The sequence below is a fragment of the Paenibacillus larvae subsp. larvae genome (assembly GCF_002003265.1).
Taxonomy (GTDB): Bacteria; Bacillota; Bacilli; order Paenibacillales; family NBRC-103111; genus Paenibacillus_H; species Paenibacillus_H larvae.
In genome coordinates this window covers 944,948-970,295 of record NZ_CP019687.1, presented here as the reverse complement: position 1 = coordinate 970,295, position 25,348 = coordinate 944,948, and the positions used below count along the sequence as shown (strand labels likewise).

Below are 25,348 nucleotides of genomic sequence, written 5' to 3'. Positions count from 1 at the left end.
AGTCTCTTACTAATGATTTGAACGCAGCCCCTTTAAGGATGCGGCTTTTAGTTTTACTTATTAACTCTTTTAGAAGCTGATTACTAGTTTTTAATTGGACCTTCAATTGTAGGGACGCTTTGAACAATCATTGTATGACTAACGTCAGTTGATATAACTTCACCTATTCCACCAGCAACTATGTTGGTAGTTACCACACCTTCGAATATAACTTGCCGTTTTATATCGGATAGTACAGAAATTCTTGGAGTCTCTGGTTTCCATGTATGGCCGTATGTAACGCCTAACAAAGCACTTCTAGCGGTAGTTTTTGTTATTTTCCCTGACCGTGGAACATAATCAATTGTTACGTATCCTTTAATCCAATAAAGATAATTATCATAAATGTTCTCTTCAAACGTTTCTGTTTTAATATTCTCTCGAGAGTTTAAACTTTTCGTTAGAGTGTTTAAACTTCTACTTTCTTTATCCATATAAACTGTTTGAACCTGACTTTCTGCTAATTCTTTTTGATCTTTCATATGCGATAATAAAGCTGCTAATTCATCTGGAGTTTGAACACTATAAGCATATTCACCTTTAGCTTTCTCTGCATTTGTCATTGGTCTAACTTCTTGTCCGAAAGCGGCATAAACTTGATCAAAAGATCGAAATTTACCTTTATATTTCAAAAGATAACTTGAAGGTAAACTTTCTGCAGAATTTTTCATTGCTGGCGTAGAGTTATTTTCCGCAAATACGGAAGTTGATAATGTAAAACTAAGACTAGCTATTAGAAATAGTGATAAAATACCCTTTCGCATTCAAACACTCCCCTTTTTGGAATATTTTATTTGGACATCTATATTATACTATATAAACAAAGTTATTTATGGTAATATGTTTTCTTATTTATAGTAACATGTTTACCGTTCACCCAGATACTTAGATAGTTGTTGGTTGAACGGTAGCAATTCAGGAGTAAATATCTTCATCTACCCCGACCGAGGTACTTCGCTCCCTCCATTTTGCTTTTTAATTTTGCAAAAGGTAATTATTCCACCACTGTTCAATTTGCAGATACCCGAGGAATGGAGAATGTCAGTACTAGTATATCGGCGATGGCGGACACTCAAAAATTTTTAATTCAAAAAAACGTTCATTAGAATACTAAAAACATCAACACAGACTATACGACTAAACTATTTTCTTGCTGAATTTCAAAAAAGTTATACAATGCCCCAAATAAGTTTGCATCATTTTGAAATTTACATGTAACGACATTTGGATAAACATTGCTGCACTTTTTGCATCATTTTCTATCGTTACAGGAATATTACATTGATCTTGTAATAGCCCTGCCAGGTTTTGCTTGTGTAAATACGGTAACGCACCACCGTGATAAATCATCCCCGCATTTACATCTACTGTTCCCGGACAGCTGATGGCAATTCCCTTTTACCTTTTTTTCATTTTCTTTATATACTTTTGTCATGCCCTCCAGATAATTCAAAAAAAAGAATGCACCAGCATTGGGGACCTCCTCTATTGTGATTGAACATTTTCTGGATAGGATTACAGCATAAAGAAATAACTTACAAGCCAGGCTGCATTCCATAATATGATAGCGGCTGCCACCAGGTTGAGTCCGGAAGCACAATAGCCGTTAATTAACGGGTTCAAAAAGCCCGGCTCTTCAACCAGATTTCCGAACCCGTTAATTTACAAATGAGATCCGCCACTTGCATCAATCAATTGACCGGACTTACCATAAAAATAGCTCCTGGCCCGGTATCATTTTATTTAAAATTAATTCGATTTAAAAGCTTCGTTTTCTGATAATGAAACATGGATTGAGATAACTCAAATATCGTTCCATTTACAAGGTATACTGTATTTTCAATAAGAAGCGCCGGATCATGTTCATTTACTTCCAATAATTGTGCACTTTCTTTGTCTATCTTTTCACAACTAATCACTTTATCTGCAAACCCGATGTTGAGGTGCAAGTCTTCAATTAGATAACTGTATATGGAGTTTAATGCGATTTCTTCATTTAAATATGGCACAACGTCTTTTTTAAAGAAGCTTATTTCAATCGAAAATGATTTACCGTCTACAATTCGTAATCGTTTCACAAAATATAGTTTCGTTCTTAACTGACATTGCATCCGTTCAGCTAATGCCTCATTGGCTTCTATTACATGTAACTCTAATACTTTTGTTTCAATATTTTGTGAAACAAGATTTTTCGTTAAACCACGCAGACTTCCTAAATTAATATAATCTGTTATGGGTGTTTCCCGTAAAAACATCCCGCTTCCTTGCACCTGAAAAATGTAACCCCGATTGACAAGCTGCCCCACAACTTTACGTATCGTATTTCGGCTAACTCGGAATATACTCATTAACTCTTCTTCCGTCGGCAACTTTTTTGTCTCATTGAATTTTCCCTCGCGAATATCTTTCTCTAAACTGTCCGCAATTTTTTTATACTTTACGTTCATATTCCGTCTCCTAAAATTACCTTTTTCCTTTTATAACTCTTCCCCCCTCGTTGCAATGATATGCTTATACCAGTGAAACGAAAGCTTCTTTTTACGTTTTAAGTTATTATCATGATCTACAAAAATAAAACCATACTGCTTCTTGTAACCATTTAACCAGCTTAACAGATCAATAACTGACCATGCATAATATCCTTTTAGATGAATTCCTTCTTTGATAGCACGCTTTATAACTTTTAAATGTTCTTCAACATATTTAATTCGCGGTACATCTACAATTTCTCCATCAATAATTGGATCTTCATCACCAAGCCCGTTTTCCGTTACATACATTTTAATGTTGCCATATCGCTCTTTTAACATATGCAGGCCATTTAAAAAACCTTCCGGTGATATTTCCCATCCCCATTTTGTATATGTTTTGTCTTTCATCCGTACTGTTCGATAAAATCCGTCAAAAGAAGGATTACCTGGAGCAAGAGTAGATGTTTCTCTAGAATGTTCCTCATTCTCAATATCCTTATAATATCGTTCCACTCGTATGGGTTGATAATAGTTTAAACCGATAAAATCGTTTTTCCCGGCGTTTTGTTTGATCATCTCTAACTCTTCAATCGTCCAGTTAGGTATCCATCCCTTTTCTTTTAATTGCTGTGTAACATAAGATGGATACTCTCCTTTCAGAATCGGATCATAGAACCAAAATGTCTCATATTCATTAGCATGACGTTCCGCCAAAATGTTATCCGGCTGATTATCTATGCTATATGCAGGCAAGAAAACGTGTGTTATGCCAATCTCTCCATATTGCTTTAACTGTTTGTACAAATTAACTGCTTTCGCATGTGCATAAAACACATAGTGAGTAGCTTGAAAATATTTTGGAACATCATTTTGAATGCCTGGCGGATGGGCACCTTTTAAATACCCTAACCCGCAAAACATAACGGTCTCATTAAATGTAATCCAATGTTTCACCCGGTCTCCAAATGCTCTAAAACAAATCTCTGCATACTTTACAAACGCCTCTGCTGTCCGCTTATTCGTCCATCCGCCATCTTCTTCCAGTGTCAATGGCAAGTCCCAATGGTACAAAGTAACAAACGGAACAATCCCATATTCTAAACATTCATCGATGATTCTGTTATAAAAATCTATTCCTTTTTCGTTTATCTCTCCATCACCAGCCGGTAGAATCCGTGCCCACGAGATGGAAAAACGATAAGATTCCAAGCCCATTTCAGCCATTAATCGGATATCTTCTTTATACCGATGATAATGATCAATAGCCACGTCGCCATTTGTCTGATTATATGTTTTACCGGGAATTTTTGAAAAAACATCCCAATTCGTAATGCCTTTTCCATCTTCATTCCATGCGCCCTCTACTTGATAAGAAGCTGAAGCAGCCCCAAATAAAAAATCATGTGGAAATTTCAATAGATATCCCTCCATTTATAATAACGAATTTGAATTATATCTCCCTATTTAATTTATAGGTACAAATTTTAAACTAATTATACTCTAATTAACATGCTTTTTCTATATAAAGATATCATGAACGAATCTAATCCTTTACTCGTAATTTTCAGGTTAATTTAACGAGTTTGAACTATTTGAGCAACATCGTTTGGAAGATTGGCTTATTAGGGCACAAATTCGTTTGAAGGACAAAAAAACAAAAACCAGAACGAATGAACGTCAGTCATTTTAATAAAAATAAAAAACTATTGGAAAATATCCAATAACTTCTTTATGCTCTAAATAACGATCTTTTTAAAAAGTTAAATATCTCCTCCTTAAACAATTTCAAGTTATCAACTTGCTCAAGACTTATATAAAATCGTTCAGCAGCATTTTCAACAAGATTTATGATGATTTTAGCTGTCGATTTTACATTAATGCCACCGATTATCTCGTTATTTTTAATGGCTTTATTTAATATATCCTCAAGCCAGTGATAATAAGGCTGATAGATCGCTTCCCATTTCTCCATTGAATAATCTATAGCTAGACCGGAATAACAAAGGACAATAATATTTTTGTATGCCTCTGTTATATTAAAGGTTTCGTCAATCACAACTTCCAAGACATCCCAGAAGCTTTCTTTGCCTTGAATCTTTTCCTTAATTCCTTCGAAAGTAATTGTAAGAAGATTATCAGCAATGGCTGGTATTAAAGCGTTTTTTGATGAAAAATATAAATAAAAAGTTCCTTGTGCAATGCCCGCTTTCTTTACGATATCTGAAACGGAAGTTTTATCAAATTTTTTTTCGGAAATGACTTCAATGGCGGCTTGTAAAATTTTATTGTATTTCCCGACAGAAATGTTTGCCATGTCGTTAAGAACCTTTCTCACAAAAATGAATAACTATCAGTCATCAGTCATTATTATATAGCAATACTAATATAATGTCAAAACTGATCCAGTATATATTTTCAGCTTGCTTTTATTTTTTTATTTTGCTAAAATAACTGACGAACGTTCGTCAAAATCTGAGGTGACTATTTTGAAAAGCGACGAAATCAAGGAAGCAGCTCTTAAGTATTTCACAATTCATGGTTATGAAGGAGCATCCCTTTCTCAAATAGCTGAAGAAGTGGGTATGAAGAAGCAATCCATTTACGCTCATTTCAAAGGAAAGGATGATCTTTTTCTGCAAGTTCTGCGTGATGCGAAAGAAACTGAGCTGTCTTCAAAACTCCAATATTTCAGTAAAATTGATTCGCAAAATCCCGAAAAGGATTTGTACGGATTTCTACAATTGGTAATCGACCTTTTCCAAAAAAATGAGCAGTTAAAGTTTTGGCTGCGCATGTCTTTTTTTCCACCGGTCCATCTTGCAAAAGTAATCGAAAAGGAAGTCTTAGATACCGAGAATAAGGTACAGGCGGTACTGCAAAGAAAATTTGAGGATTGGATTGATGCTAAAGTAATATACGGAGATGAAGCAAAAACCTCGAACCTCGCCTTCCTGGGAGTAGTCGATTCCATTATGTTGGAACTTGTTTACGGTAATGATGAGAAACAGCTCAAGGATAAATTAGAATCCTCTTGGAAAGTATTTTGGAGAGGTATTTCACATCAATGATACGGAAAGTAGGTGCTGATACATGAAGAAACCAATAAAAGAACAGAAGACGGTATTAATTATTCTTCTAAGTAATATTTTTATTGCCTTTCTGGGAATTGGTCTAATTGTCCCTGTTATGCCATCTTTCCTGAATATCATGCATTTATCAGGAAAAACGATGGGTTATCTTGTAGCCGCATATGCTTTAGCCCAGTTGCTTATGTCACCACTTGCAGGACGCTGGGTTGACCGTTACGGCAGAAAAAAAATCATCATAATCGGCGTATTCCTTTTTGGTATTTCGGAACTTATCTTTGGTTTAGGCACGCATGTGTCGGTGTTTTATATATCAAGGATTCTAGGGGGAACTAGTGCTGCCTTTATTATGCCCGGTGTTACTGCATATGTTGCAGATATTACATCCATTCAGGAAAGGGCAAAAGCGATGGGCTATATTTCCGCGGCTGTTAGCACTGGCTTTATTATAGGACCTGGCATCGGTGGCTTTATTGCAGAATACGGTGTACGCATACCTTTCTTCTTTGCGGCTATCCTTGCCTTTTTCGTAGGCATTTCATCCATCTTTATTTTAAAAGAGCCTCTAACAAAGGAGCAGCTTGCAGAAATTTCTGCTAATGCAAAACAAACAAACTTTATAAGCAATATAAAAAGGTCTGTTAATCCTGTTTACTTTATTGCCTTTATCATTGTATTTGTTCTCGCTTTCGGTTTATCTGCATATGAGACTGTTTTTAGCCTATTTTCTGATCATAAATTCGGCTTTACTTCGAAGGACATTGCAGTCATTATCACCATTAGTGCAACCTTCGGTGTTATTATGCAAATATTTATGTTTGGAAAAATGGTAAATAAACTCGGGGAAAAAAAATTGATCCAATTATGTTTAATCACAGGTGCAATATTAGCGATAGCATCCACCGTAGTGTCCAGCTTTTTAAGCATGCTGGCGGTAACTTGCTTCATCTTCCTCGCATTTGACTTGCTTCGTCCGGCATTGACCACATTTTTATCAAAAGCTGCCGGGAAAGAGCAAGGATTTATTGCCGGAATGAATTCAACTTATACGAGCTTGGGTAACATCCTTGGACCAGCAATTGGTGGAATACTGTTTGACGTAAATATCCACTATCCTTACCTTTTTGCTGCTGTCATTATGGTCATTGGACTCGGTATTACAGTCATGTGGAAAGAAAAGCAATTTGCAGAAAGCTTGTCGGAATAATTGGAAAGCGTAGACGCGTCTTCTAGGGAAACATGTATTAAAAGGGGCGATCCCAAAAGTCATTTGTTCATGACTTTTGGGATCGCTCCTTCATTTCTTTTATAGAGTAAACAATTTTTTCGCCGTTTCTATGGAGAGATAAAATTTTTCTGCTATTTCTATGCTTCCTCTGCCCCTTCAATTCTTTGCCGTTTTCCTATGCCAAAGATATAGTAACTCAGAGTGACGATCAGAATGAATGACGCTCCAACAATCAAAGACATGCGAGTATCCGGATTGAACCACATTCCGATTAACACCAGTGATAAAAAGATAATCGTGATGTAGTTGCTGATTGGAAAGAAAAAAGACTTAAATGGATGATCTCCCATTTGGTTTTTCCATTTTTTTCTGAATTTGAATTGACTGAATGCCAAGGCAAACCACGGCATCATACCTGGAAGGATACTGGCACTGTAAATATAAAGGAACAATTTGGAATCAGGAGCCAGGTAATTAAATAGAACTCCCACTAACAGCAACAAAATGGTTACCACAATACTGTTCTTTGGGATGCCGCTCCTGGATACTTTCCCAAAAATTTAGGAGCTTGCCCATTTTTAGCCAGCGTGTACAGCATTCTTCCCGCACTGTAAATTCCACTGTTGCACCCTGACATAGCTGCCGTCAGAACAACGAAATTAATAATGCCCGCAGCGGCAACAATTCCTACTTTGGCAAAAGTCAAAACGAAGGGACTGCCGATCTCTCCAACTTGGTTCCAGGGATAGATTGTGACGATGACAAAGATGGCGCCCGCGTAGAAAATCAAAATGCGCCAGACAATATTTTTAATCGCTTTTCGCAACGTGAATTTTGGATTTTCCGCTTCACCGGCTGTAATTCCAACTAATTCTATGCCTTGATAGGAAGCCGTTACAATACAGAGGGCAAATAGAAAACCTTCCAAGCCGCCAGCAAAAAAACCGCCATGTTTATAGAGATTCGAGAAACCGATGGGATGTCCGCCATTACCTAAACCGAAGAAGATCATCCCCGTTCCAATAACAAGCATAGCAACAATCGCGATAACTTTAATCATAGCGAACCAAAATTCAAACTCTCCATAAAATTTAACAGCAGCTAAATTGGCGGCCGCAATTATAGCTACACCCGCCAAGGCTGGAATCCATTGCGGAATGTCAGGGAACCAATACCCTACATAAATGCCGATTGCGGTAACTTCCGCCATTCCCACCGTAACCCACAATAACCAGTAGCTCCAGGCTGTGAGAAAACCAGCCAAAGGATGAATATACTTATGAGCGAAAGTTGCAAAAGATCCGGTTACCGGTTCGAGAATCAGCATTTCTCCCATGATTCGCATTACAAAAAACATAATGATACCAGCTAAGAGATATGCCAGCAGTACAGAAGGACCAGCCCATTTTATTGTACTTGCCAATCCCATAAATAAGCCAACGCCAATTGTGCCTCCGAGCGCAATCAGTTCAATATGCCGTGCCTTAAGTCCTCTAATTAATTGTTTTGACTCCTCCAAAAAAACACTCTCCTTTTGTGTTGAAGATAAAAATCCGGATTATGAAATATTTTATTTATTCAAGGAAATTATATATTCCCCCTTCCTTAATGTGGCAACAATTTTCGTGCACCTGGGTAAGAAAAAGCAATTCGGACTTTTATAAACTTTCCGATGGAAATTCCCGCCTTTAACACAAATTTTAATGCTGCTCATAATCATTTCCTTAAGACATACCCCTATCCAATTTTTTATGTAAAGCGGCTAGACGAATTACTGCTGTTGGAGTGCGGCGGATCTTCCCTTATTATTTTATAATCAGAATCGTCTAACGTCTATTATTATTGATACGATTAATCAAAAATTGCAAAAAAACGCAATTTATAACTGCCCCAGACAGTAATCAGTTCTCAAAAGCCGGCCAGGATTCGATAATTTAATTTAAAGGATAGTACGATCCGAATACTTTCGGCGAATAGTAATTGAGTCAAGTATAATAGCTTTTTGACTATAATTCTCGACATCGAAATCCCTTGATTCAGAACCGATTTCAGAAAAATGAAACAACCGATCCCCAGTTGAATACCGGGAAACGGTTGCTGCATGAGATGTCTTTTTTTGTTACTTGACAGGGTTATGACCACTTTTTCATAGATATTTTTTATTTCTCATCTAACTTTTTTAATATATTTTCCGGAACGTCTTCTTTCTTCACTACCGCCACATCGTGCATTCTTGTGTCACTGCCTTTTTTTACAGCTTTGATGTAAGTTCCGACTGGATGTTTTTCTTTAGAACCAAAGCCTAAATCAATTTTGTTTAAATCTTTATCGTACCCTACTAAATCATAAGAATAAGATGTTACACCGTTTTCCTGTGCTTTTGAATCTAGTTTTGGTTCCCCTTTGACTACACCATATACATCTGTTTTACTTGCAAAAGGACTATACCGGTCGATATTCTCGCCAAGCGAACAACCTGACAAAACGATGACAAACATTGCTGCAAGTAATATAAAAGTAAGACTTTTTTTCATTTTTTATCCACTCCTTCTTAATCTTGTTCCAGTATATCACCAAAAGAATGCTTATAGTCTTACAATGTATATAGGAATCTTACAGTTCCGTAAGGTCTTGAAAGCTTTATGCGCCGGAACTTGAAAGGGCAGCTCGAATTGCAGCATTGATAAGATATCCGAACTCTTCTGGATGGATGACAATTCTATGAATCCCTATTCGTTCAAGCCTTGCTGCGATTGCAATCGGTTAATGCAATTAACCCATGCCTTCCCGGTTCGGCATTCCGCGGATACTGGCCTTACATGGACAATAAAAATCATGAAAAAAGACCCTAGTCGTAAAAACTAGAGTCTGTAAAGCAGTTCAATTGTTATATTTTCTGAATTTCATTTTTGCTTCGCCGCAAAGAAAACCCATTGAATAACCCGCGTACTCCATATACCCCATTCGCTGCCGTACATGCGACAACATGGCGGCTTGTTTGCAGCGGACGGGTAAAATTCAGATTTTTTTGAAGTTGTTCAGCTGTAATTCTTTTTTTCGACAGCGCGTCATCAAACTCATTCTGTGCCGCCTGTTTGGCTTTAAACAACATCATCTGCACACGGCTTTGTACGTTAACCGCCCCGTCTCCCGTCGTTTCGACCGGCAGAAAAATAGCGTCAGGATATTTTTCTGTTATGAGGGATTGTACCCCGTCGGATACTCCGGAAGATGGCATGCAGCCAAATGGCTTGACGGAGATAGTCATGTTGACTTTCCGTTTTTTAACGTTCAGAATCAGTTTCCCAACTTCCATATGGCCCTCTCCGCCGCGCAGATGGTTATTATAATGCTCATGGGCAACCTGAGCAATCTCCTCCATGTCCGGCAGTTGATAACGATACAGTCCGAGAGTTCTGGCATACATTCGGAACATCACGCGAATAGCACGGTCGGCGATCCATAGCATACGTAGGCGTTTTGAGGCATTTATCCCTTTAAGACCGAATTTACCGGAGTCGGCCTCACGCAGGTTCATTCGCTTCAACGTATCAAAACGTCCTGCCCAGATGAGAAACAGGATCCAAGCCGTTACCGATTGTACTTCGACCTCGGCTCCTTCATTTTCCAAAAATCTCTGCAACTGATAGTTGCCGTCTCCCTCAGTGGTCATGGCCCAAAACTCACCGATAATGCTTACTTTTGGCTTAACTTTGGTGCGGTCTACCCGGACCGCTTCCAGTTCTTTGCGGCTTTTGGTCAATGCCGGTCTCAGTCGCCTGCGTTCGCTCAGTGCTTGGTATATATATTGCTTGCATCGCTCTAGAGCAGCATCCGTTGAGCCGGCTTCTACTTCATAGGGACGAATGCGGTAAGCGAGTGCATTCAGGATATCTCCCAGGAAAACAGCCTTTAGGAAGCTCAAAAAGAACGATGTGTCCAATTTCAAGGCGGATTCCCCGCCGGTTGCCTGCTTTAAGCCGTCCGTTTGTTGAAACAAAAGAACCCGAAACCCGTCAAAACCCGCATCGCGCAGAGCCTTTCGGTATTCCGTGACATAAGTCCCGAAGCGGCACGGGCCGCAGGAACCGCTCGTAACGAACAGGTAGTTTTTGATGATCTCTTCTTTTGATTTCCCCTCCACATCACGAAGGTATTGCAGGTTCTTAATCAAATTTCCGACCGTGAAGTATGTCGGGTTACACTGGCCGCGATTACCGAACTCTTTACCTAGGCGTAACGATTCGTTGTCCGGACAATCCAAATGCTTCACCCTATATCCTAATCCCTTGAGCGCTCCTTCCACCAAATAATCATGAGCCATCGTTAGCCCTCCGAAAAGAAGGGTTGTATTAGGCTTTTCTTTAGCCAAAAACTGTCGGGGAACAGGATCGAACCATTGGTTTTTGTTTTCTTGATCCAATCCCAGCTCCTTTTCCTGTTCTCTCTGATAGTTCAGCAGTTTGTCCTCGAGAGATAACCGTTCTTCGGTCTTTTCCTTACTTCCGGCCACCGCCATGTTCGATTTCACTCCTTTTATAAAATTGAAAGTTACATAATCCCGGTATGTTCATCACGTTTCCTGCCCATCAGTTCAGCTCGTTTTTGTTCTAAGCGTTGCTGCAGCCTCTCTTTTTTACGTGCCAAATCCTCCAGCCGCTCTTCATGAAGCCCCAAACTGTGAGCATATGTCTTGACCCTAATTTTGATCGAGCCGCCCGGTTTGTTTGCGTCGATATCGTGCAACGCCGAATATGGTGTACCTGCCGTTGATATGATCGAGTCAATTAACCCGTATGTGGGAGCATCGTGCCCGCATTTAAAGCTGGACAGGTCCAATACGGCCACATTTGGGTGGCGTGCGGCGAATTTGGCCGCCCATACCTTTTGCACGCTGTTGGAACTGAAATTTTCCGGCCATACATCAGTAACTTCAAGTGCATATTCCACCCGTCCGCTCATCAGGTCGTCTTTAAAAAACCGGTGGAGCCAAACTTCATGCTTCGGAATAGAACGCATGGATAAAATGGGATAACCCAGCACCTGAAATTCTTCGAGAACTCCGTGATTCATGCCAGGATCAAAATGATACGGACGACCGATCATCAGAATGGCAAGGCGATTTTCCTTTTCAACCTGCTCCAGAATGCCTCTGCCCTTCTCCTGCATTTCGGCATCGAACCGGTCCATCGCTTTCCAGCCCTGACCTGCCGCAAAGTCACTTTCATCTTCCGTAATTTGCAAATGTTCACCAAACGCCTCATACAACTGCTTCTTCAACATGTTTGGTTCGGTGAATGTAACCGCAGGATCCAGATAAGAGATTCCTCTCGTCTCGAAGAAATTAACCTCTTTAGTGAAAGCAGCCTTGATTACATTCGGGCTCCTGCCACAATTGGACAGCTGGCCGAATCCATTACATTATGCAAGTGGGTCGGAATATGGGTGATGCATGGAAAGACGATATAATCCAGCGCTTTTTGCTCGTGGTGCTTAAACAGCAAATTATGCACATGTGCCTGGGCTACTTTCGAAGGATAGCATGGGTCGATGGACCCGTACTTGCCTCCTTCCTGCCACATCTCTTCGCTCGTGTTATCGCTGAATACAATGTTGCGCCTATCAATACCCAGCGTTTCAAAATAGGTTCGCCAAAAAGGAGCAGTGGACCATATGTTCAAGACTCGGGGGATCCCGATCCGGACCCGACTGCGTCTTTTCATTGCTTCAGTGGAAGAGCGGGCGAACTTGCGCCTGTCCGGAGTTCTTCGAATTCCGCCAAGCCCTAACCAGCCTCGTGTCAACCGAATATCATCCGCCTCTAGTTCAGGTTCTGGCAGCGGCTCTGCATCGTAGAAATGCTGGAACATGCGGCGTGCCTCATATTCAACGAGATTCGGATAATGCTTTTTCAGTTCCTGCCGGTCCCTTGTCAATTTGACCACAGCTTCCTTGTCTTCCACTGTTCCCTTTTCGCAGGAAAAACCGGAAATGTACCGGGCAGTTTTGCCGTCCGGTGTCTTAGAATCGATAAATGTCCGGCTGCAATGGTTGGGGCAGAAGTTGCAGCGGGTCGATTCGTCGTTCCGGCTTACATAATGCAGATTGATGGCGGCTTCCAGCCCCAAAAAGGTAGAATACCCGCGCCGCTTTACTACGCGTAATGTTTCCATAGCGGCTCCAATCGCTCCCGCTTCTCCCGGATGGGGATGAACGTATATTTCAGCATCGGGAACCCGTTGTTTGATATAATCAACCTGAGCCTTGACCGCCGCCAGGTTGTATTGGGTTCCGCCTTGCAAGACGAACTTTCGGCCAAGTTCGGCCATCCGTGGAATCTGTACCACATACTGCCATACATTTTTCGGCAGAACGAGGGCGAGTCCGGCAAGCAGTTCCTCCTTGGAATATCCCTCCTTCTGAAAATTTACCCGGTCTGCATCGAGGAATACCGCGCACCCGTAAGAAAATTTGGGACTTAAGCCGGCACTGAAAGCCGTATCCGCATACTCTTGTATCGGAATGCCGAACTGGTCTGCCATCGCTTGCAGCAGCATGCCGTTGCCGGCGGAACATTGGTTGGAAAGCTTGAAGTTGCGAATATCCCGGTTTTTCAGAAAGAGGACCTTAATGTCCTGACCCCCGATGTCGCAGATCACATCGATGTCTCCGAATTGATGGACAGCACTCATCATATGGGCAACGGTTTCTACAATATTAACGTCAGCATTTAACGTTTTTTCCAAAACGTCAGCGGCATATCCGGTGGCGCCGAATCCGATAATCTCCAATTCCGCACCCTGTTTCTTTACTGTATCCCGTATCCGCTTTAACATTTCTTTAGTATCCTCGAGCGGATTTCCTTTCGAAAGTTGATATTCTTTAAGCAAGATTTCTCCTTGTTCATCAACCAGAACAGCTTTAGATGAGGTGGAACCGCCGTCAAGTCCGATTACTGCTTTCACCGCCTGACCCGAAGTGAACGTTGCTGCCGAGTAGCGGGGGATCCTGTAATTCTGGCGGAATTGTTCCAGCTCATTTTCATTAACAACCAGAGGTGGTCCCGCCTTCCCGCCGAGCCTAGCTTTCCGGCCGTGGATAATAAAATCCTTCAATTCTTTTAATCCCTTATATAAACCGATATCAACCGGTTCATGCAGCCCGTAAAGGATGGCTCCGTAAGCTGCATAATACTGTGAATTATCCGGAACGAAAATTAATTCCTCAATGGGTACATCTTTCGGATAATTGTATCCCCTTTCCTGCCAAGTCCTGGGAATCCGCTTTCGCCAACATTCCTGCAGGAAAGGCAGGTATGTATTTGGTCCTCCCAGCAGGAGAACACGATGCCGCAGTGTATTTCCCCGGGTGAGAACGGAAAGGTTCTGCATCACAATGGCATCTGCCAGAGAGCACATAATTTCCGCTGATGGAATACCGCTTTTTATAAGATTTACAATATCCGTTTCGGCGAATACCCCGCATTTAGCGGCTACATGGTGCAATTTCGAATCGTCAAAGTGCAATTTTCCCACTTCTTCCGCAGGCATCCCCACTTTGATCATGCACTTATCGATTGTGGCACCCGTACCCGAAGCACATTTGTCATTCATAGAGGTGAGTGCTTGCTTGTTCCCGGTTTCCGTATTTTCCTTGAAAATAATAATCTTTGCGTCCTGTCCCCCGAGTTCGATAACACTCCCGACATCAGGATGCAGATGCTCCACCGCCATGGTGACCGCATTGACTTCCTGTACAAATTTCGCCCCGATGTGCGGGGCAATAGGACCGCTGCCGGAGCCCGTTGCGAATACACGGATATTCTCCTGTTTTACATCTGGAAACTCATTCCCGATTGCAACCAACAAATCCAGTACTTTTTCCACTTGCTTCGTATGGTGACGCTGATAATCCGACCATACGATTTGTTTGCTTTCCGAATCCACTACCGTGGCTTTAACCGTCGTTGAACCTACGTCAACTCCAATAATGAGGGAGTCTAAGCGGTTATTGTACCTCATAACTTTTACCCCCCTTATTTCAATTTAAAAGCTTGGATTAGTTTATGTTAAAAGTGTGATATTTATCACACCGGAACGGCAAAAAGACCATATTTCCGAATAATTTGGAGAACCTCACTTTGACTGGCATCAACCGGTACAGAGATAATCTGCGGACTCATGATATCCTTCATGAGGCTATCTGGTGAGGAAATAATTAATTCTCTCAGGAATACAACACCAAGTAATCGGCTGTTCTCATTTGTCACATGCAAATAGTAAAAGGTCTCAGCCCCTGATTCTTCGTGACTAAGCCTCTTCATAACATCTGTCACCGGATCAGTTTGCGATACAATGACCACATCAATGGAAACAATCGTCACTAAGCAGCTCGCGATGCAAATAACCATGCTCGGTTTTAGACCGAGCTGTTTTTGTTTAACCTGTCTGTCGATCCCGATCAATAATCCAAAAAGTAAAGCAAGACCAAGCTTTATTACCGTTTCTACTGTCACTGATATCACCTCTTTCGATTTATCATTTCCAAATAAAAAAGCTCCCCCTGTAAAGAGAGAGCTTTACCTTTATGAAACTGCTTAGATTGAACCCGCATATCAAATAGGCCTGTTTAAGCCCATCCAATCGGCTAATGGCCACGGATGAGAATCAAAACAAGGAGAACATTTAAGACACAGATAATGCTAAATTGCAGCGAATTGAATTTTTTCAACATAACTCATACAGAATCTGAATATGGTATACAGGTAATCTTTTACCTGGAAAGGGGATGTCCTATGTATCCTGTTTATAATTATATAGGATATGAACAAAAGTGTAGAAACGTACCGGTTGCTTCCCCCCCAACACCAGGATTGGCAACCCGGACTTGAATCTATCATGGTTCCAAGGCCCATTTCGGAAAATCCAGATTATAAGGCGTGTGGGAAATTAAGGGATAAAGTGGCAATTATCACAGGTGGAGATAGCGGAATTGGCAGAGCAGTTGCATAGCGTTTGCAAAAGAAGGTGCGGATGTTGTTATTTGCTTATCTTTATGAACATGAGGACGCGAAAGAAACAAAAAACAGAGTAGAGCAACTTGGCAGACGCTGCGCTCTCCCTTATTTAAGGAGTGCAGTACAATCATCAATACAACATCTGGTTCTGCTTTTGGAGGAAACAAATACTTAATTGACTACTCGGCCTCAAAAGGGGCTATCTTATCCTTCACCCGCTCCCTCTCTCTAATTGAAAAGGGAATCCGAGTAAATCGGGACCCATTTGGACTCCACTCACTGTTTCCTGTTTTCCGGCTGAATATGTTAAAACATTCGGTACTGAAACACTTGCTGTACCTATGATGCGCGCAGGACAACTATTTGAAATTGCCACAAGCTATGTATTTTTAGCTTCAGACGACTCAGGCTATATGTCAGGGCAAATCTTGCATCCAAACGGTGGAACGATTGAGTAATAAAAACGTTACATGAAATAGAAAAAACTACCTCTCGACAATTTCATTCTACCAAAATTGTATACAATTTGTATTCCTTATTTTTGTTGGTTTTGTGTCAATTTCAATATATTAGGAGCATGTAACTGAATTTGTGTGGTAAACTCAATTTTGTATACACTATGCCTCTATATCTGAAAATGAGTTTGAATAGGAAGAAAGGGAATGTGGATGGCGAAAACATTGGTACAAGCAGCTTATATTAAAATTAAAGATAATATTATAACAGGCAAATATGAGGAGGGACTTCGTTTAACGGAAGCCAGATTAGTTAAAGATTTAAATATGAGCAGGACTCCGATTCGCAATGCAATTTCCCGTCTAATATCAGAAGGATTCATCAACCATCAAAGTCACTGTGGAATTACCGTAGCCAAGACGGCAACTTCATTTGAGGACATTACTGAATTTTTAGAGATTCGTCTATTATTTCTTAAACACTCTATTGAAAAGGCAATTAAGAAGGATAACAACTTTGATACCCCCGGCTTGAAAAAGTATTTGGAAGAGTATAAAGCTGCTTTGGAGAAGGAAGATGTAAAAACATTTTATGATGCATTGTGGAAAGTACATGAATTGTTGCTGATTCCAGCCGAAAATAAAACGATGATGAACATAATGAAACACATTCAAGGGAAATTACTGCTAGGCTCAGTCAAACATTCCTATATAAAACGAAAACCGTATGTGCATGAACAAATCGGTTTAATTGATAACTTCATTACGTATCTTGAAGAAAATGAATATGAAAAAGCGTTTCTGACATTTGAACAGATAACTAAAGAGATTATTATAAGTTTATTGTAGCCGAATTGTGCGGAGGATTAAGCGGCTATAGAGGATTTTCAAAGCAGGGACAACTATAAAATGCAATTCTTTAGGAAGTGTTGCATTGGACCTAAGCGCGTAAATAAATTCAGGGTTTATCCGAACCGGATACTCCGGATTATAGTCAAATGAAAAAGAGTATTGGTATTCCATTTAAGACCGTCAGGGGATTTATCCCTGACGGTCTCGGTTTAAACCTATCATCAACGTTGTTTTCTCTACTTTTGATAGCTGAACGTTACACAAATGTCTGATTCAACGATTGCCCTCCATCCAGCGTCAAACATGCACCGTTCATATATGCCGCATCGTTTGACAATAAAAAAGCGGCAAGTCCCGCAATCTCTTCTGGCATCCCCAATCTGCCAAGCGGCACGCTATCAAGCATGCGCTTTCCTTCTTCTTCGGAAGCAATAAGTTTATCTGCTCCACCGGTTCGCTCGATCAGGCCCGGAGCGATGGCATTGACCCGGATGCCATAACGGCGGCCCCACTCCACCGCAAGCGTGCGCGTCATAGCTAATACGCCTGCTTTGGCGCTCGCTGAATGAATAACCCCCGGCCCTGCATCCCAAGCATACGTGGCCACCATATTAATTATGCTCCCCGGAATGCCTTCAACAATCCAGTACTTACCGACTGCCTGACTGCAATAGAATGTTCCGTTCAATACAATGTTGATCACCGCATTCCAGCCATTAATAGATAAGTCCTCTGCTGCACATAAGAAATTGCCAGCCGCGTTATTAATCAGCGCATGGATACGTCCAAAAGAAGCAGCTGCTTCGTCCACCATACGCTGTACATCTTCCGGCTGCCGCACGTCCATTTGCACAGTAAGTACCTGTCCTGCAAACGTTTCAATCTCCTCTCTTGCCTCTCCCAGCTTCTCCGCCGAACGGCCCGTAATGACGACCGATGCTCCATCCTTCGCCATGCGTTTGGCCATTGCCTTACCCATGCCGCTGGAACCCCCTGTAATGATAACTGTCTTTCCTCTCATTGTTCTGCCTCTCCTTCATTGTTTACTTAATTCCCCTTGCATTATAGTTTAACATGAATATTCATGTATTTCTTCCTTTTTTTACTATATATCTCTTATTCATACACGCCAAAAAGCCACAATAAAGCGAATTGGACAGGTAGACCTAGAAAATAATGATAACGATTCAGACGGATAACCCAATCTTGTCCCGTTAAAATTACGAAAGCAGGATTTGCAACATAAGATATCCTTGCAGATTCCAATTCTTTTTCCATCCATTTTTTCCAATGCCCACTTCCTGAGTTACGACGACTTGACACCACCATCACACTATCAAAATCTTTACCTTTAACTGAATGGATAGTATTTATCGATAACAAATTTAAATTATTAATAATTTAATAAATTAGCTGAAAATTATTCAATAAAGTCTGGAAAATCAAAAAGATATCAAATTAATCCTGCATTTCATAAATATCTCGATATTTACAAAGTATGATTTTTAAGCTGATGTGTTTAGCGTTGTTGATCTTGGGTTGATTTGGAAGAGAGACACGAATTTTTGTTGATTTTAATCTTTAGAATAGTAGTATTTTCCTAAAAACTACAATTTATTTAAGTCTATTATGGGTTACATTAGAGATTTTTCATAATTTTTCAACCATGCCCCAACCCAAAACACCTCGGATGTCCCTTCAACCTAAAATACAGGGGGACTTTCTCAGTTGTAGGTTCTTATCGGCGTCCTGAATCCTATGAATCCTACTATTAGAATAATCCCTCCTGCCAAACAGAGCGCTGCCGCTGAACTGACATAGCTCCCTATGGCACCCCAAATCAGAAAGCCAAGCGGCGACAGCAGGGAAGAAATACTGGCAATCCCTAGCACCCTGCTTCTGAATTCTTCCGAAGGTACTGCAAACAAGATCGCTGTAGAGATGGTGCTCGTTATCGCAAATACAAAGCCAATGAAAAAAAAGATCAAAGATAGAAAATGATGCCTTGAATAAACGGGATCCAGATATAAAACAATCCACCGAGCAGCAGACTGACGATATATACGTACCCGCGTCTGCTTTTAAGTTTAATCACACCTAAAGTCATCGTGCCCAAAAAGAACCAAGGGAATAGAATGTCAAGAGGACACCATAGTCACTGGAGCTGAACTGGAGCTCGTTCTGAATAAGATTTACTAAATTGACATTATAACTGACGACGGCGATATTGGCTAAAGTAATAAGGAACACGGACCAGAACAGCAATTTATGGCCCCAAAAATACACCAGTCCATTTTTTAAATCAGAAAACAGATTGCTTTTTTTGATCTTAACGATTAATTTTGCGTTTATTCGCAAAAGGGAAGTGAATAATGCTCCAACTAGAAAGGTGATGCCATTAAAAAGCACAAACTGGCTGAAATTGAGCAGCATGATTGCAAACCCTGCCACAGACGGAGCCAAAATCGTTGCTGTACGAAAGACCATCTGATTGATTGAGGCTGCCCAAGTCACGTTATCCTTCTTGATCAACTCCGGGATCAATGCTCCGTATACCGGATTAAAGACGGCATCGACCATTGACAGCGAAAAGGTGAATATATAAACCTCAACTAGATTAAACGTTCTGCCAATTAAAGAAATCCCCCAAGCCGTGGTCAGCGTAAATCGCAGCAAATCAACAATAATTAGGAATTTTTTCTTCGAGACCTTATCTCCTACGATCCCGGCAATGATGGAAAGCACAATCTTGGGAACCATTCCGACTAACAATACAGTCCCCATGACAAGCGGAGAGCCAGTTTGCTTCATCACATACCACGCCAGCGCAATATTGTAGACCATCGACCCGATACTGGAAATGCCTTGCCCTACCCATAAATAAAAGACTGGAGGGATGTTAACTTTAAATGATGCTTTCAACTTTCCAACTCCTTTATGTATCGAATTCCTTTTTCCTTTTATTCAATTTTACACAATTATAAAATAAATAATGCAGCTATATAGGTTTAAGACCAAGCAGGAAGCTCACCAAGCGATATTCAGGTACATTGAATTCTTCTACAATCGTAAAAGAATCCATAGAGCTTTGGGCTATTTGTCGCCTGTTCAGTATGCGGCTCTTTTTCAAAATAAAAAGAAGAAGTCTGCTTAGTTATACGTTAGCCAAGTGTCCACTTTCTTTACAGAGGTCCATGGGAGACCAATTCCACTAGTAGCCTCTCAAACCTAATAGTATAGATTGGATGAATGTGGTATAGTTGTTCCAAAAAGAGAAGTCGACATATGCGCCCGATCAAAATCCCGTCCGTTTAACCGTGGAAGAACAAGCAAGCTTACGAGCCCTCATTTCCAAAGGCCAATCATCGGCACGAGCCATTAGACGCGCCCAAATCTTGCTGGTAGCCGATGAAAACAGACCCGGCGGTGGTTCTTTGAAGGAGCTAGAGATTGCCGAGCGGATGCAAGTGCACGTGAACACGGTATATATCGTCCGAAAAGCGTATGCCCAGCAAGGCTGGGAAGGCGCCATCGGAAGAAAAAAACGAGCTACGCCGCCGGTTCCACCAAAAGTCACTGGTGAAGTCGAGGCAAAAATCATCGCACTTAGTTGTAGCGCCCCTCCAAGTGGCAGGAGCCGCTGGACACTGGAACTTTTGGCCGATCGAGCGGTAGAGCTGAAATACATCGACAGCATCTCTCACGAGACCGTCAGGCAAGTCTTAAAAAAACGAACTCAAACCTCACCTTCGTAAATGCTGGTATCCCTCCTGAGCAGAATGCGGCGTTTGTGGCGACGATGGAGGACGTCCTGGATGTATATCAGTTGCCTTATAACGCCGACTGTCCGGTCATTTGTATGGACGAAAAACCGTATATCAATTAAATGGATGAAGCTAGGCAACCGATCCCGATGAAACCCGCCAAGTCCTTGCGGGAAGATAGTGAGTATGTCCGCAATGGAACCTGCAGCATTTTCATCTTCACAGAACCTTTAGCAGGTTGGCGTCATGTCGCGGTGCGCGAACGGCGAACTCGTATCGACTGGGTGGAGCAAGTTCGGGAATTATTGGACGTTCATTATCCCAAATGCTCCAAAAATCAAATTAGTAATGGATAATTTAAACACCCACTCCATCGCTTCCCTCTATCAAGCGTTCGAGCCCGAAACGGCCCGTCGCTTGGCTAAACGGTTGGAGATTCATTACACACCGAAGCATGGTAGCTGGCTAAATATCGCAGAGATTGAACTGAAGCGTGATGACGAGTCAATGCCTGGGACGACGCATACCTTCCATATCCGAATTAGTTCTTGAGCTATCGGCATGGGAAAGTAACCGAAACCAAAAACAAAAGGGTGTCGACTGGCAGTTTACCACCGACGAAGCAAGAATCAAATTAAAACGTCTTTACCCACAATTTAAGGATTGATGGTGTAGTAGATGTTATGAGCGATAAGTGTGTAAGCTACAGGGTTTGCTCATTCTATAATTTCCGCTATTCACCAAGAAAGTGATCTAATTTCAGTTTTTTCAATTCCCCATCCCGATATTTGTGCATGCAGTCGCCCTTAGGTGTGCGGTGCATGATTTCCGAGATTTGGGGAATGGTTCAGCCATGTAATCGAAGTAGCACAACCAAATAGCGCTAGTACATTCGTTTGTTAGAGGCTGTTTCCTGGCTTGTTGCTGGTCCTTCGAGTAATTCCATTCATCTGAAGTCTACTTTTCATTGAAGAAGAAACTGTGCGTCAATCTGGAATCTTCAACGGTCGTTCCAAACTTTTCAGTAATGGAATGAAAATACATTGACCCTTTAAATAAAACCAGCCTATTGTATCTCATAGGAATCAATTCTATCAATTCCCAAGCTGCTAAATTTTTAGTCTCAGGTACTACAAGCCTTCGATCCATATCATAAAAGTCCTCATAACCCAATTCCTTAAATTTCTCTCTATTCTGTGGCACTTTAAATATTCCTGTATTTTTATGGCGGTAAATTCCCAAACCGCCTTTACAATCTTTATCGCTGGTCAAATAAATCATCGCAGCCCAATCCGGACTGTCAATATGCATATCACTGTAAGATTTAGAGCCGTCCGGCGAATATCTGAACTTTCCGTATATATACCGGTCCGGATTAATATATATTTTCCGCTTCATTAACTCTTCAAATTTCATAGCGTGGTCTTGGGTATAGAATGCCTGGAGGCTCTCATATCCCGGGTAATTGGCATTATCGCCGAATTTTAAGTATTTCACATGTAAAGCTACATTCCTAATAGAATTAGGATCTTCATAGAAATTATCTACTACATAAAGATTATCCAGCATGTGAATCCCCCTCAATTTGTTATTTTCATTATTCGCCTATTATTCAAATATTCAGGAACCGATTTCAAAATGGCAAGCAGCTGTTCATAATTGCTATAGCTTATTCGACTAAATGCAACCTCTCTTGCAACAACGCTCAAAGTGATCATACTTTCCTTGAAGCTCGAACCCGCATATTGATAATGCTCAACGATATTCCTATAAGCTTCATCAGAGGATATTCCTGAAATTCCAATGTAGCCGCTTACTCTTTTGAGAAAAAAACCGTGGTTAATCATTGCAGATTGCCGCGCAACTTGTCTAAAAGCTTCTCTAGCAGTCATTGCAAACTTAGTTACTTCACCGTCTATTGCTGTTCTTGGAAGCACTAATCTGGGAAAAGGTTCAACCAGCAAACTTCTTCTTCTCAAAAAAACCGTTTCATCTGTTAAAAGCTCATAGGAGTCCGAATTATTGACGATTTGCAAAGCTGAAGTTGTCTTACCGCTGCCTTTGGGTCCGATGAATAAAATAGCATTGTTCTGCCTATCTTTAACTGCTGCTGCATGCAGACCTACAAACATATTCGCAAATGGTTCTTTTACAAAGGGCGGCAGAGGTGGGTCATACGAGTCCCACTGCTCTACTTGTCTATCTCCGGGTAATTGGTAAAACACCCCTTCTAAAATAGGTCCTCTATAGTCTAAGGGACTTGTTCTGTATAGATATCTGTCTGACTGTTCCCAATCACAATAAATTATTATATCTGGCACCGCAAAATTATAGCTGATTGAAGTGGAGAAGAAATCCATTATTCCATCCAGGCATTCTTTATGTTTGCATCTGACTTCAATCAGTCCACCAAGAATTTTTACCTGAATTATATACTTGCAATCAGCAAAGTCTGTAGTCCCCATAGCTCACAGCTCCTAAGAAAGTTTTATGACTGTAATATAATTCTTCCTGAAGTTAAAGTGGTCAGTTCCAAGTCCTGTAATCCTACTTTTGTAATAATTCAAGCACATCCTTCATTTAATAGCACCTTTTACGGATCAGTCATTCGTCTAAAATTTTTTCACCTGGCATCACAGTAAATTTCATTTTACCAATTTTAGCAAGAGCGCAATAAATCCAATTCAATGCGAAGGCAGTACCCATCATTCATTTCGAATAAACCCTTCATTTCTCCAGAAAGAAATCCCTACTATTCATATCGAACATAAATGTCTCTCAGGTTGTAAGGGGGTCAAATTGGATAAGCCTATTCTAACTCTTCCAGTGTTATGAAATGATTTAGGCTATCGGAAATACAGACGATAAGCATCATTTTGTTACTTAAAATTCCCAATATCGGCGTAAAAAAACTTCACATTGCCACAGGTATTTTCACGAGCAGCTTTAATCATCTCCAGGGGGAGCTATCCAATCCGGAAACCTGATATCCATCCACATACAGTTGATTAGCCAGTTGTCCCGCGTTGCAAAAATCCAGAATCCTGTCATTTTCCACAATGCTTGCTATACGTGGGAGCTAGCAAATCATAATTCAAATATTTTTTGGCTACTCATTTTTTTTACTTTTATTGATCAGTTGTATGACGTCTCTTAATTTTACTGGCTTTCCGTCAATTGATTTCATTAATGTATTTAACTCATTAAATAATCTGTCATTGATAAAGGATATATAATTATCCGTTTCATCGATTAATACTGTGTACTTCTCAAACGTTAAAAAATGACCAATTTCGTATAAAGAAGTCATAGGCCGTATCGTTTGTTTTCATATTATTCTCCCTTATACCCTATAGTAAAATGATATAATGCGATCTCAAGCGATTTATCCATTTTCAGGGTATTAAACGAAATTTCATCCTTAATTGCCGGTGTCATAAAGGTGCTTATGCCTTCTTCGGTGCAAGCAATACAAATTCTTTGTCCAACTGCTCCCAAACTCATTAAACTCATTTCATACATGGCCGGATTCAGACATTCAACTTGTTTCTTAATCCAAATGTCAACCGCTCCTGTACCTGCCCACTCCTGCCCGATGACCAATGTTCTTACTTGATCACCCGACAACGCTTCTCCTACTAAAGAAAGAATAGAATTTCTCCACACATACAAGCCTGCCTCAATGGTTTCAACATGTTTCACATTGACAATTAACTCAGTTGTATCTCGTTCATCTATGGGGATAGCATTTTTTAAGATATGATTAAATTGGGACAAGGAAAGCTTTCTGCCAGAAAACTTCCGGGTTGTTTTTCTTTCGAATAATAAGTCAGGGTTTCTCAATATCACATCGCGGCGAAAAGGGGGTTCTTGTATTCTCTCGCTGCTGTTTTGAACCTCACAATGCAACAGAAAACTCATATACCAGTTGTGATTAATCCATAATAGTAGCTCACTGTATAATTTTTTCGCTATATTTTCCGGAATCAACAAATAGGATCTACTTAATTCTGCTAGCTTTGTTTTCCCAATAGAAAAGTTCATTAATAAACCTTTTTGAGAGATGTCCCGGTCTCCTCTTCTGGAAGGCAAACAATGAGTCAACACCTCGAATTCCTCATAATTTATAACGGTCGATTTAACATTTGGCCACAAAGTATTGCATACCAGTTGACCTTCCTTGAACGTAAAATATATGCAAGGATTTGTATTATACCTTTTGGAAGCCGGCAAAGCTAATGGAACATCGGGGACAAGATTGCTTTTATTAATGGTCTCCGGGCTAACATGTAATGTACACAGATGAGGCTCCCTTACCCAATCGAAGTCATCGATATTTTCTGCGTGGATTGCTTTCGTAAGAGTTGTATAGAACCCATTGTACTCGCATAGTTGTCTAATATTTTCAATTACATGACCCGTATCAATCATCACTGC

The 25,348-nt window shown here is 40.7% G+C and carries 18 protein-coding genes and 5 pseudogenes; 7 read left to right on the top strand and 16 right to left on the bottom strand.

Going from position 1 to position 25,348, the window contains the following annotated elements; genetic code table 11:
- Positions 1–83 precede the first annotated feature (83 nt).
- From BXP28_RS05140 to BXP28_RS05120, 5 genes and pseudogenes are all read right to left on the bottom strand, one after another.
- A complete protein-coding gene (locus BXP28_RS05140; RefSeq protein ID WP_023484568.1) occupies positions 84–803 on the bottom strand; it encodes a hypothetical protein in 720 nt (239 codons plus the stop codon).
- Positions 804–1,168: 365 nt separating this feature from the next.
- Positions 1,169–1,285: pseudogene (locus tag BXP28_RS25525) on the bottom strand (hypothetical protein); the annotation flags it as partial.
- Between the two features lie 493 nt (positions 1,286–1,778).
- Positions 1,779–2,486: a GntR family transcriptional regulator gene (locus tag BXP28_RS05130; protein WP_023484567.1), complete on the bottom strand. Its 708-nt coding sequence runs from the start codon at positions 2,484–2,486 to the stop codon at positions 1,779–1,781.
- A 30-nt stretch (positions 2,487–2,516) separates the two neighbouring features.
- Complete coding sequence (locus BXP28_RS05125; RefSeq protein WP_036654219.1) at positions 2,517–3,926, bottom strand: glycoside hydrolase family 1 protein; 1,410 nt, start codon at positions 3,924–3,926, stop codon at positions 2,517–2,519.
- A 313-nt stretch (positions 3,927–4,239) separates the two neighbouring features.
- Positions 4,240–4,824, bottom strand: a complete 585-nt coding sequence (locus BXP28_RS05120) for a TetR/AcrR family transcriptional regulator (protein ID WP_023484565.1) — start codon at positions 4,822–4,824, stop codon at positions 4,240–4,242.
- 172 nt (positions 4,825–4,996) lie between these two features.
- On the opposite strand from BXP28_RS05120, the gene BXP28_RS05115 reads away from it, so the two are divergent.
- On the top strand, positions 4,997–5,578 hold the full coding sequence (locus BXP28_RS05115) for a TetR/AcrR family transcriptional regulator (protein WP_036654217.1): 582 nt from the start codon (positions 4,997–4,999) through the stop codon (positions 5,576–5,578).
- Between the two features lie 22 nt (positions 5,579–5,600).
- Positions 5,601–6,803 (top strand): MFS transporter, encoded by a 1,203-nt coding sequence (locus BXP28_RS05110; protein WP_023484563.1) that lies wholly within the window; start codon positions 5,601–5,603, stop codon positions 6,801–6,803.
- 158 nt (positions 6,804–6,961) lie between these two features.
- Here BXP28_RS05110 and BXP28_RS05105 read toward each other — a convergent pair.
- From BXP28_RS05105 to BXP28_RS23965, 6 genes and pseudogenes are all read right to left on the bottom strand, one after another.
- Positions 6,962–8,343, bottom strand: a pseudogene (locus BXP28_RS05105) (amino acid permease).
- 640 nt (positions 8,344–8,983) lie between these two features.
- Positions 8,984–9,358: a YxeA family protein gene (locus BXP28_RS05100; protein WP_023484561.1), complete on the bottom strand. Its 375-nt coding sequence runs from the start codon at positions 9,356–9,358 to the stop codon at positions 8,984–8,986.
- Positions 9,359–9,711: 353 nt separating this feature from the next.
- On the bottom strand, positions 9,712–11,343 hold the full coding sequence (locus BXP28_RS05095) for a 2-hydroxyglutaryl-CoA dehydratase activator-like protein (RefSeq protein WP_023484560.1): 1,632 nt from the start codon (positions 11,341–11,343) through the stop codon (positions 9,712–9,714).
- A gap of 32 nt (positions 11,344–11,375) precedes the next feature.
- Positions 11,376–14,845, bottom strand: a pseudogene (locus BXP28_RS05090) (BadF/BadG/BcrA/BcrD ATPase family protein).
- A gap of 65 nt (positions 14,846–14,910) precedes the next feature.
- Positions 14,911–15,147: a CBS domain-containing protein gene (locus BXP28_RS23970; protein WP_235430705.1), complete on the bottom strand. Its 237-nt coding sequence runs from the start codon at positions 15,145–15,147 to the stop codon at positions 14,911–14,913.
- A gap of 39 nt (positions 15,148–15,186) precedes the next feature.
- A pseudogene (locus BXP28_RS23965) lies at positions 15,187–15,339 on the bottom strand (MgtC/SapB family protein); the annotation flags it as partial.
- A gap of 279 nt (positions 15,340–15,618) precedes the next feature.
- Here BXP28_RS23965 and BXP28_RS05080 point away from each other — a divergent pair.
- Positions 15,619–16,298 (top strand): annotated as a pseudogene (locus BXP28_RS05080) (SDR family oxidoreductase).
- A 204-nt stretch (positions 16,299–16,502) separates the two neighbouring features.
- The gene (locus BXP28_RS05075; RefSeq protein WP_023484557.1) at positions 16,503–17,144 is read left to right on the top strand and encodes a GntR family transcriptional regulator; all 642 of its coding nucleotides are present in this window, start codon (positions 16,503–16,505) and stop codon (positions 17,142–17,144) included.
- Between the two features lie 259 nt (positions 17,145–17,403).
- Here BXP28_RS05075 and fadH read toward each other — a convergent pair whose 3' ends face one another.
- Both fadH and BXP28_RS05065 read right to left on the bottom strand, forming a co-directional pair.
- Complete coding sequence (fadH, locus tag BXP28_RS05070; RefSeq protein ID WP_036654212.1) at positions 17,404–18,168, bottom strand: 2,4-dienoyl-CoA reductase; 765 nt, start codon at positions 18,166–18,168, stop codon at positions 17,404–17,406.
- A gap of 1,082 nt (positions 18,169–19,250) precedes the next feature.
- The gene (locus BXP28_RS05065; protein WP_023484555.1) at positions 19,251–20,069 is read right to left on the bottom strand and encodes an MFS transporter; all 819 of its coding nucleotides are present in this window, start codon (positions 20,067–20,069) and stop codon (positions 19,251–19,253) included.
- Positions 20,070–20,139: 70 nt separating this feature from the next.
- Between BXP28_RS05065 and BXP28_RS05060 the strand changes: the two genes are divergently transcribed.
- From BXP28_RS05060 to BXP28_RS24965, 3 genes are all read left to right on the top strand, one after another.
- Positions 20,140–20,301: an IS3 family transposase gene (locus tag BXP28_RS05060; protein ID WP_077584930.1), complete on the top strand. Its 162-nt coding sequence runs from the start codon at positions 20,140–20,142 to the stop codon at positions 20,299–20,301.
- A gap of 106 nt (positions 20,302–20,407) precedes the next feature.
- Positions 20,408–20,902 (top strand): helix-turn-helix domain-containing protein, encoded by a 495-nt coding sequence (locus BXP28_RS23550; protein WP_077584929.1) that lies wholly within the window; start codon positions 20,408–20,410, stop codon positions 20,900–20,902.
- A gap of 255 nt (positions 20,903–21,157) precedes the next feature.
- Complete coding sequence (locus BXP28_RS24965; RefSeq protein ID WP_198963590.1) at positions 21,158–21,463, top strand: transposase; 306 nt, start codon at positions 21,158–21,160, stop codon at positions 21,461–21,463.
- Positions 21,464–21,868: 405 nt separating this feature from the next.
- Here the strand turns inward: BXP28_RS24965 and BXP28_RS05045 are convergent, their stop codons facing one another.
- From BXP28_RS05045 to BXP28_RS05030, 3 genes are all read right to left on the bottom strand, one after another.
- The gene (locus tag BXP28_RS05045; protein WP_023484554.1) at positions 21,869–22,480 is read right to left on the bottom strand and encodes a DUF6445 family protein; all 612 of its coding nucleotides are present in this window, start codon (positions 22,478–22,480) and stop codon (positions 21,869–21,871) included.
- A gap of 11 nt (positions 22,481–22,491) precedes the next feature.
- Positions 22,492–23,376, bottom strand: a complete 885-nt coding sequence (locus tag BXP28_RS05040) for a P-loop NTPase family protein (protein ID WP_036654209.1) — start codon at positions 23,374–23,376, stop codon at positions 22,492–22,494.
- Positions 23,377–24,244: 868 nt separating this feature from the next.
- Entirely contained in the window at positions 24,245–25,342 is a 1,098-nt protein-coding gene (locus BXP28_RS05030; RefSeq protein WP_144029557.1) for a nitroreductase family protein, read from the bottom strand.
- Positions 25,343–25,348: the final 6 nt, after the last annotated feature.

What these genes read in the sequence shown, in the direction of transcription:
- BXP28_RS05075 (WP_023484557.1), top strand. Translation starts at nt 16,503, where the DNA reads ATGTGGATGGCGAAAACATTGGTACAAGCAGCTTATATTAAAATTAAA.
- BXP28_RS05040 (WP_036654209.1), bottom strand. Translation starts at nt 23,376, where the DNA reads ATGGGGACTACAGACTTTGCTGATTGCAAGTATATAATTCAGGTAAAA.
- BXP28_RS05120 (WP_023484565.1), bottom strand. Translation starts at nt 4,824, where the DNA reads ATGGCAAACATTTCTGTCGGGAAATACAATAAAATTTTACAAGCCGCC.
- BXP28_RS05045 (WP_023484554.1), bottom strand. Translation starts at nt 22,480, where the DNA reads ATGCTGGATAATCTTTATGTAGTAGATAATTTCTATGAAGATCCTAAT.
- BXP28_RS05095 (WP_023484560.1), bottom strand. Translation starts at nt 11,343, where the DNA reads ATGGCGGTGGCCGGAAGTAAGGAAAAGACCGAAGAACGGTTATCTCTC.
- BXP28_RS05110 (WP_023484563.1), top strand. Translation starts at nt 5,601, where the DNA reads ATGAAGAAACCAATAAAAGAACAGAAGACGGTATTAATTATTCTTCTA.
- BXP28_RS05030 (WP_144029557.1), bottom strand. Translation starts at nt 25,342, where the DNA reads ATGATTGATACGGGTCATGTAATTGAAAATATTAGACAACTATGCGAG.
- fadH (WP_036654212.1), bottom strand. Translation starts at nt 18,168, where the DNA reads ATGAGAGGAAAGACAGTTATCATTACAGGGGGTTCCAGCGGCATGGGT.
- BXP28_RS05130 (WP_023484567.1), bottom strand. Translation starts at nt 2,486, where the DNA reads ATGAACGTAAAGTATAAAAAAATTGCGGACAGTTTAGAGAAAGATATT.
- BXP28_RS23970 (WP_235430705.1), bottom strand. Translation starts at nt 15,147, where the DNA reads ATGAAGAGGCTTAGTCACGAAGAATCAGGGGCTGAGACCTTTTACTAT.
- BXP28_RS24965 (WP_198963590.1), top strand. Translation starts at nt 21,158, where the DNA reads ATGTCGCGGTGCGCGAACGGCGAACTCGTATCGACTGGGTGGAGCAAG.
- BXP28_RS05100 (WP_023484561.1), bottom strand. Translation starts at nt 9,358, where the DNA reads ATGAAAAAAAGTCTTACTTTTATATTACTTGCAGCAATGTTTGTCATC.
- BXP28_RS05060 (WP_077584930.1), top strand. Translation starts at nt 20,140, where the DNA reads ATGCAGCTATATAGGTTTAAGACCAAGCAGGAAGCTCACCAAGCGATA.
- BXP28_RS05140 (WP_023484568.1), bottom strand. Translation starts at nt 803, where the DNA reads ATGCGAAAGGGTATTTTATCACTATTTCTAATAGCTAGTCTTAGTTTT.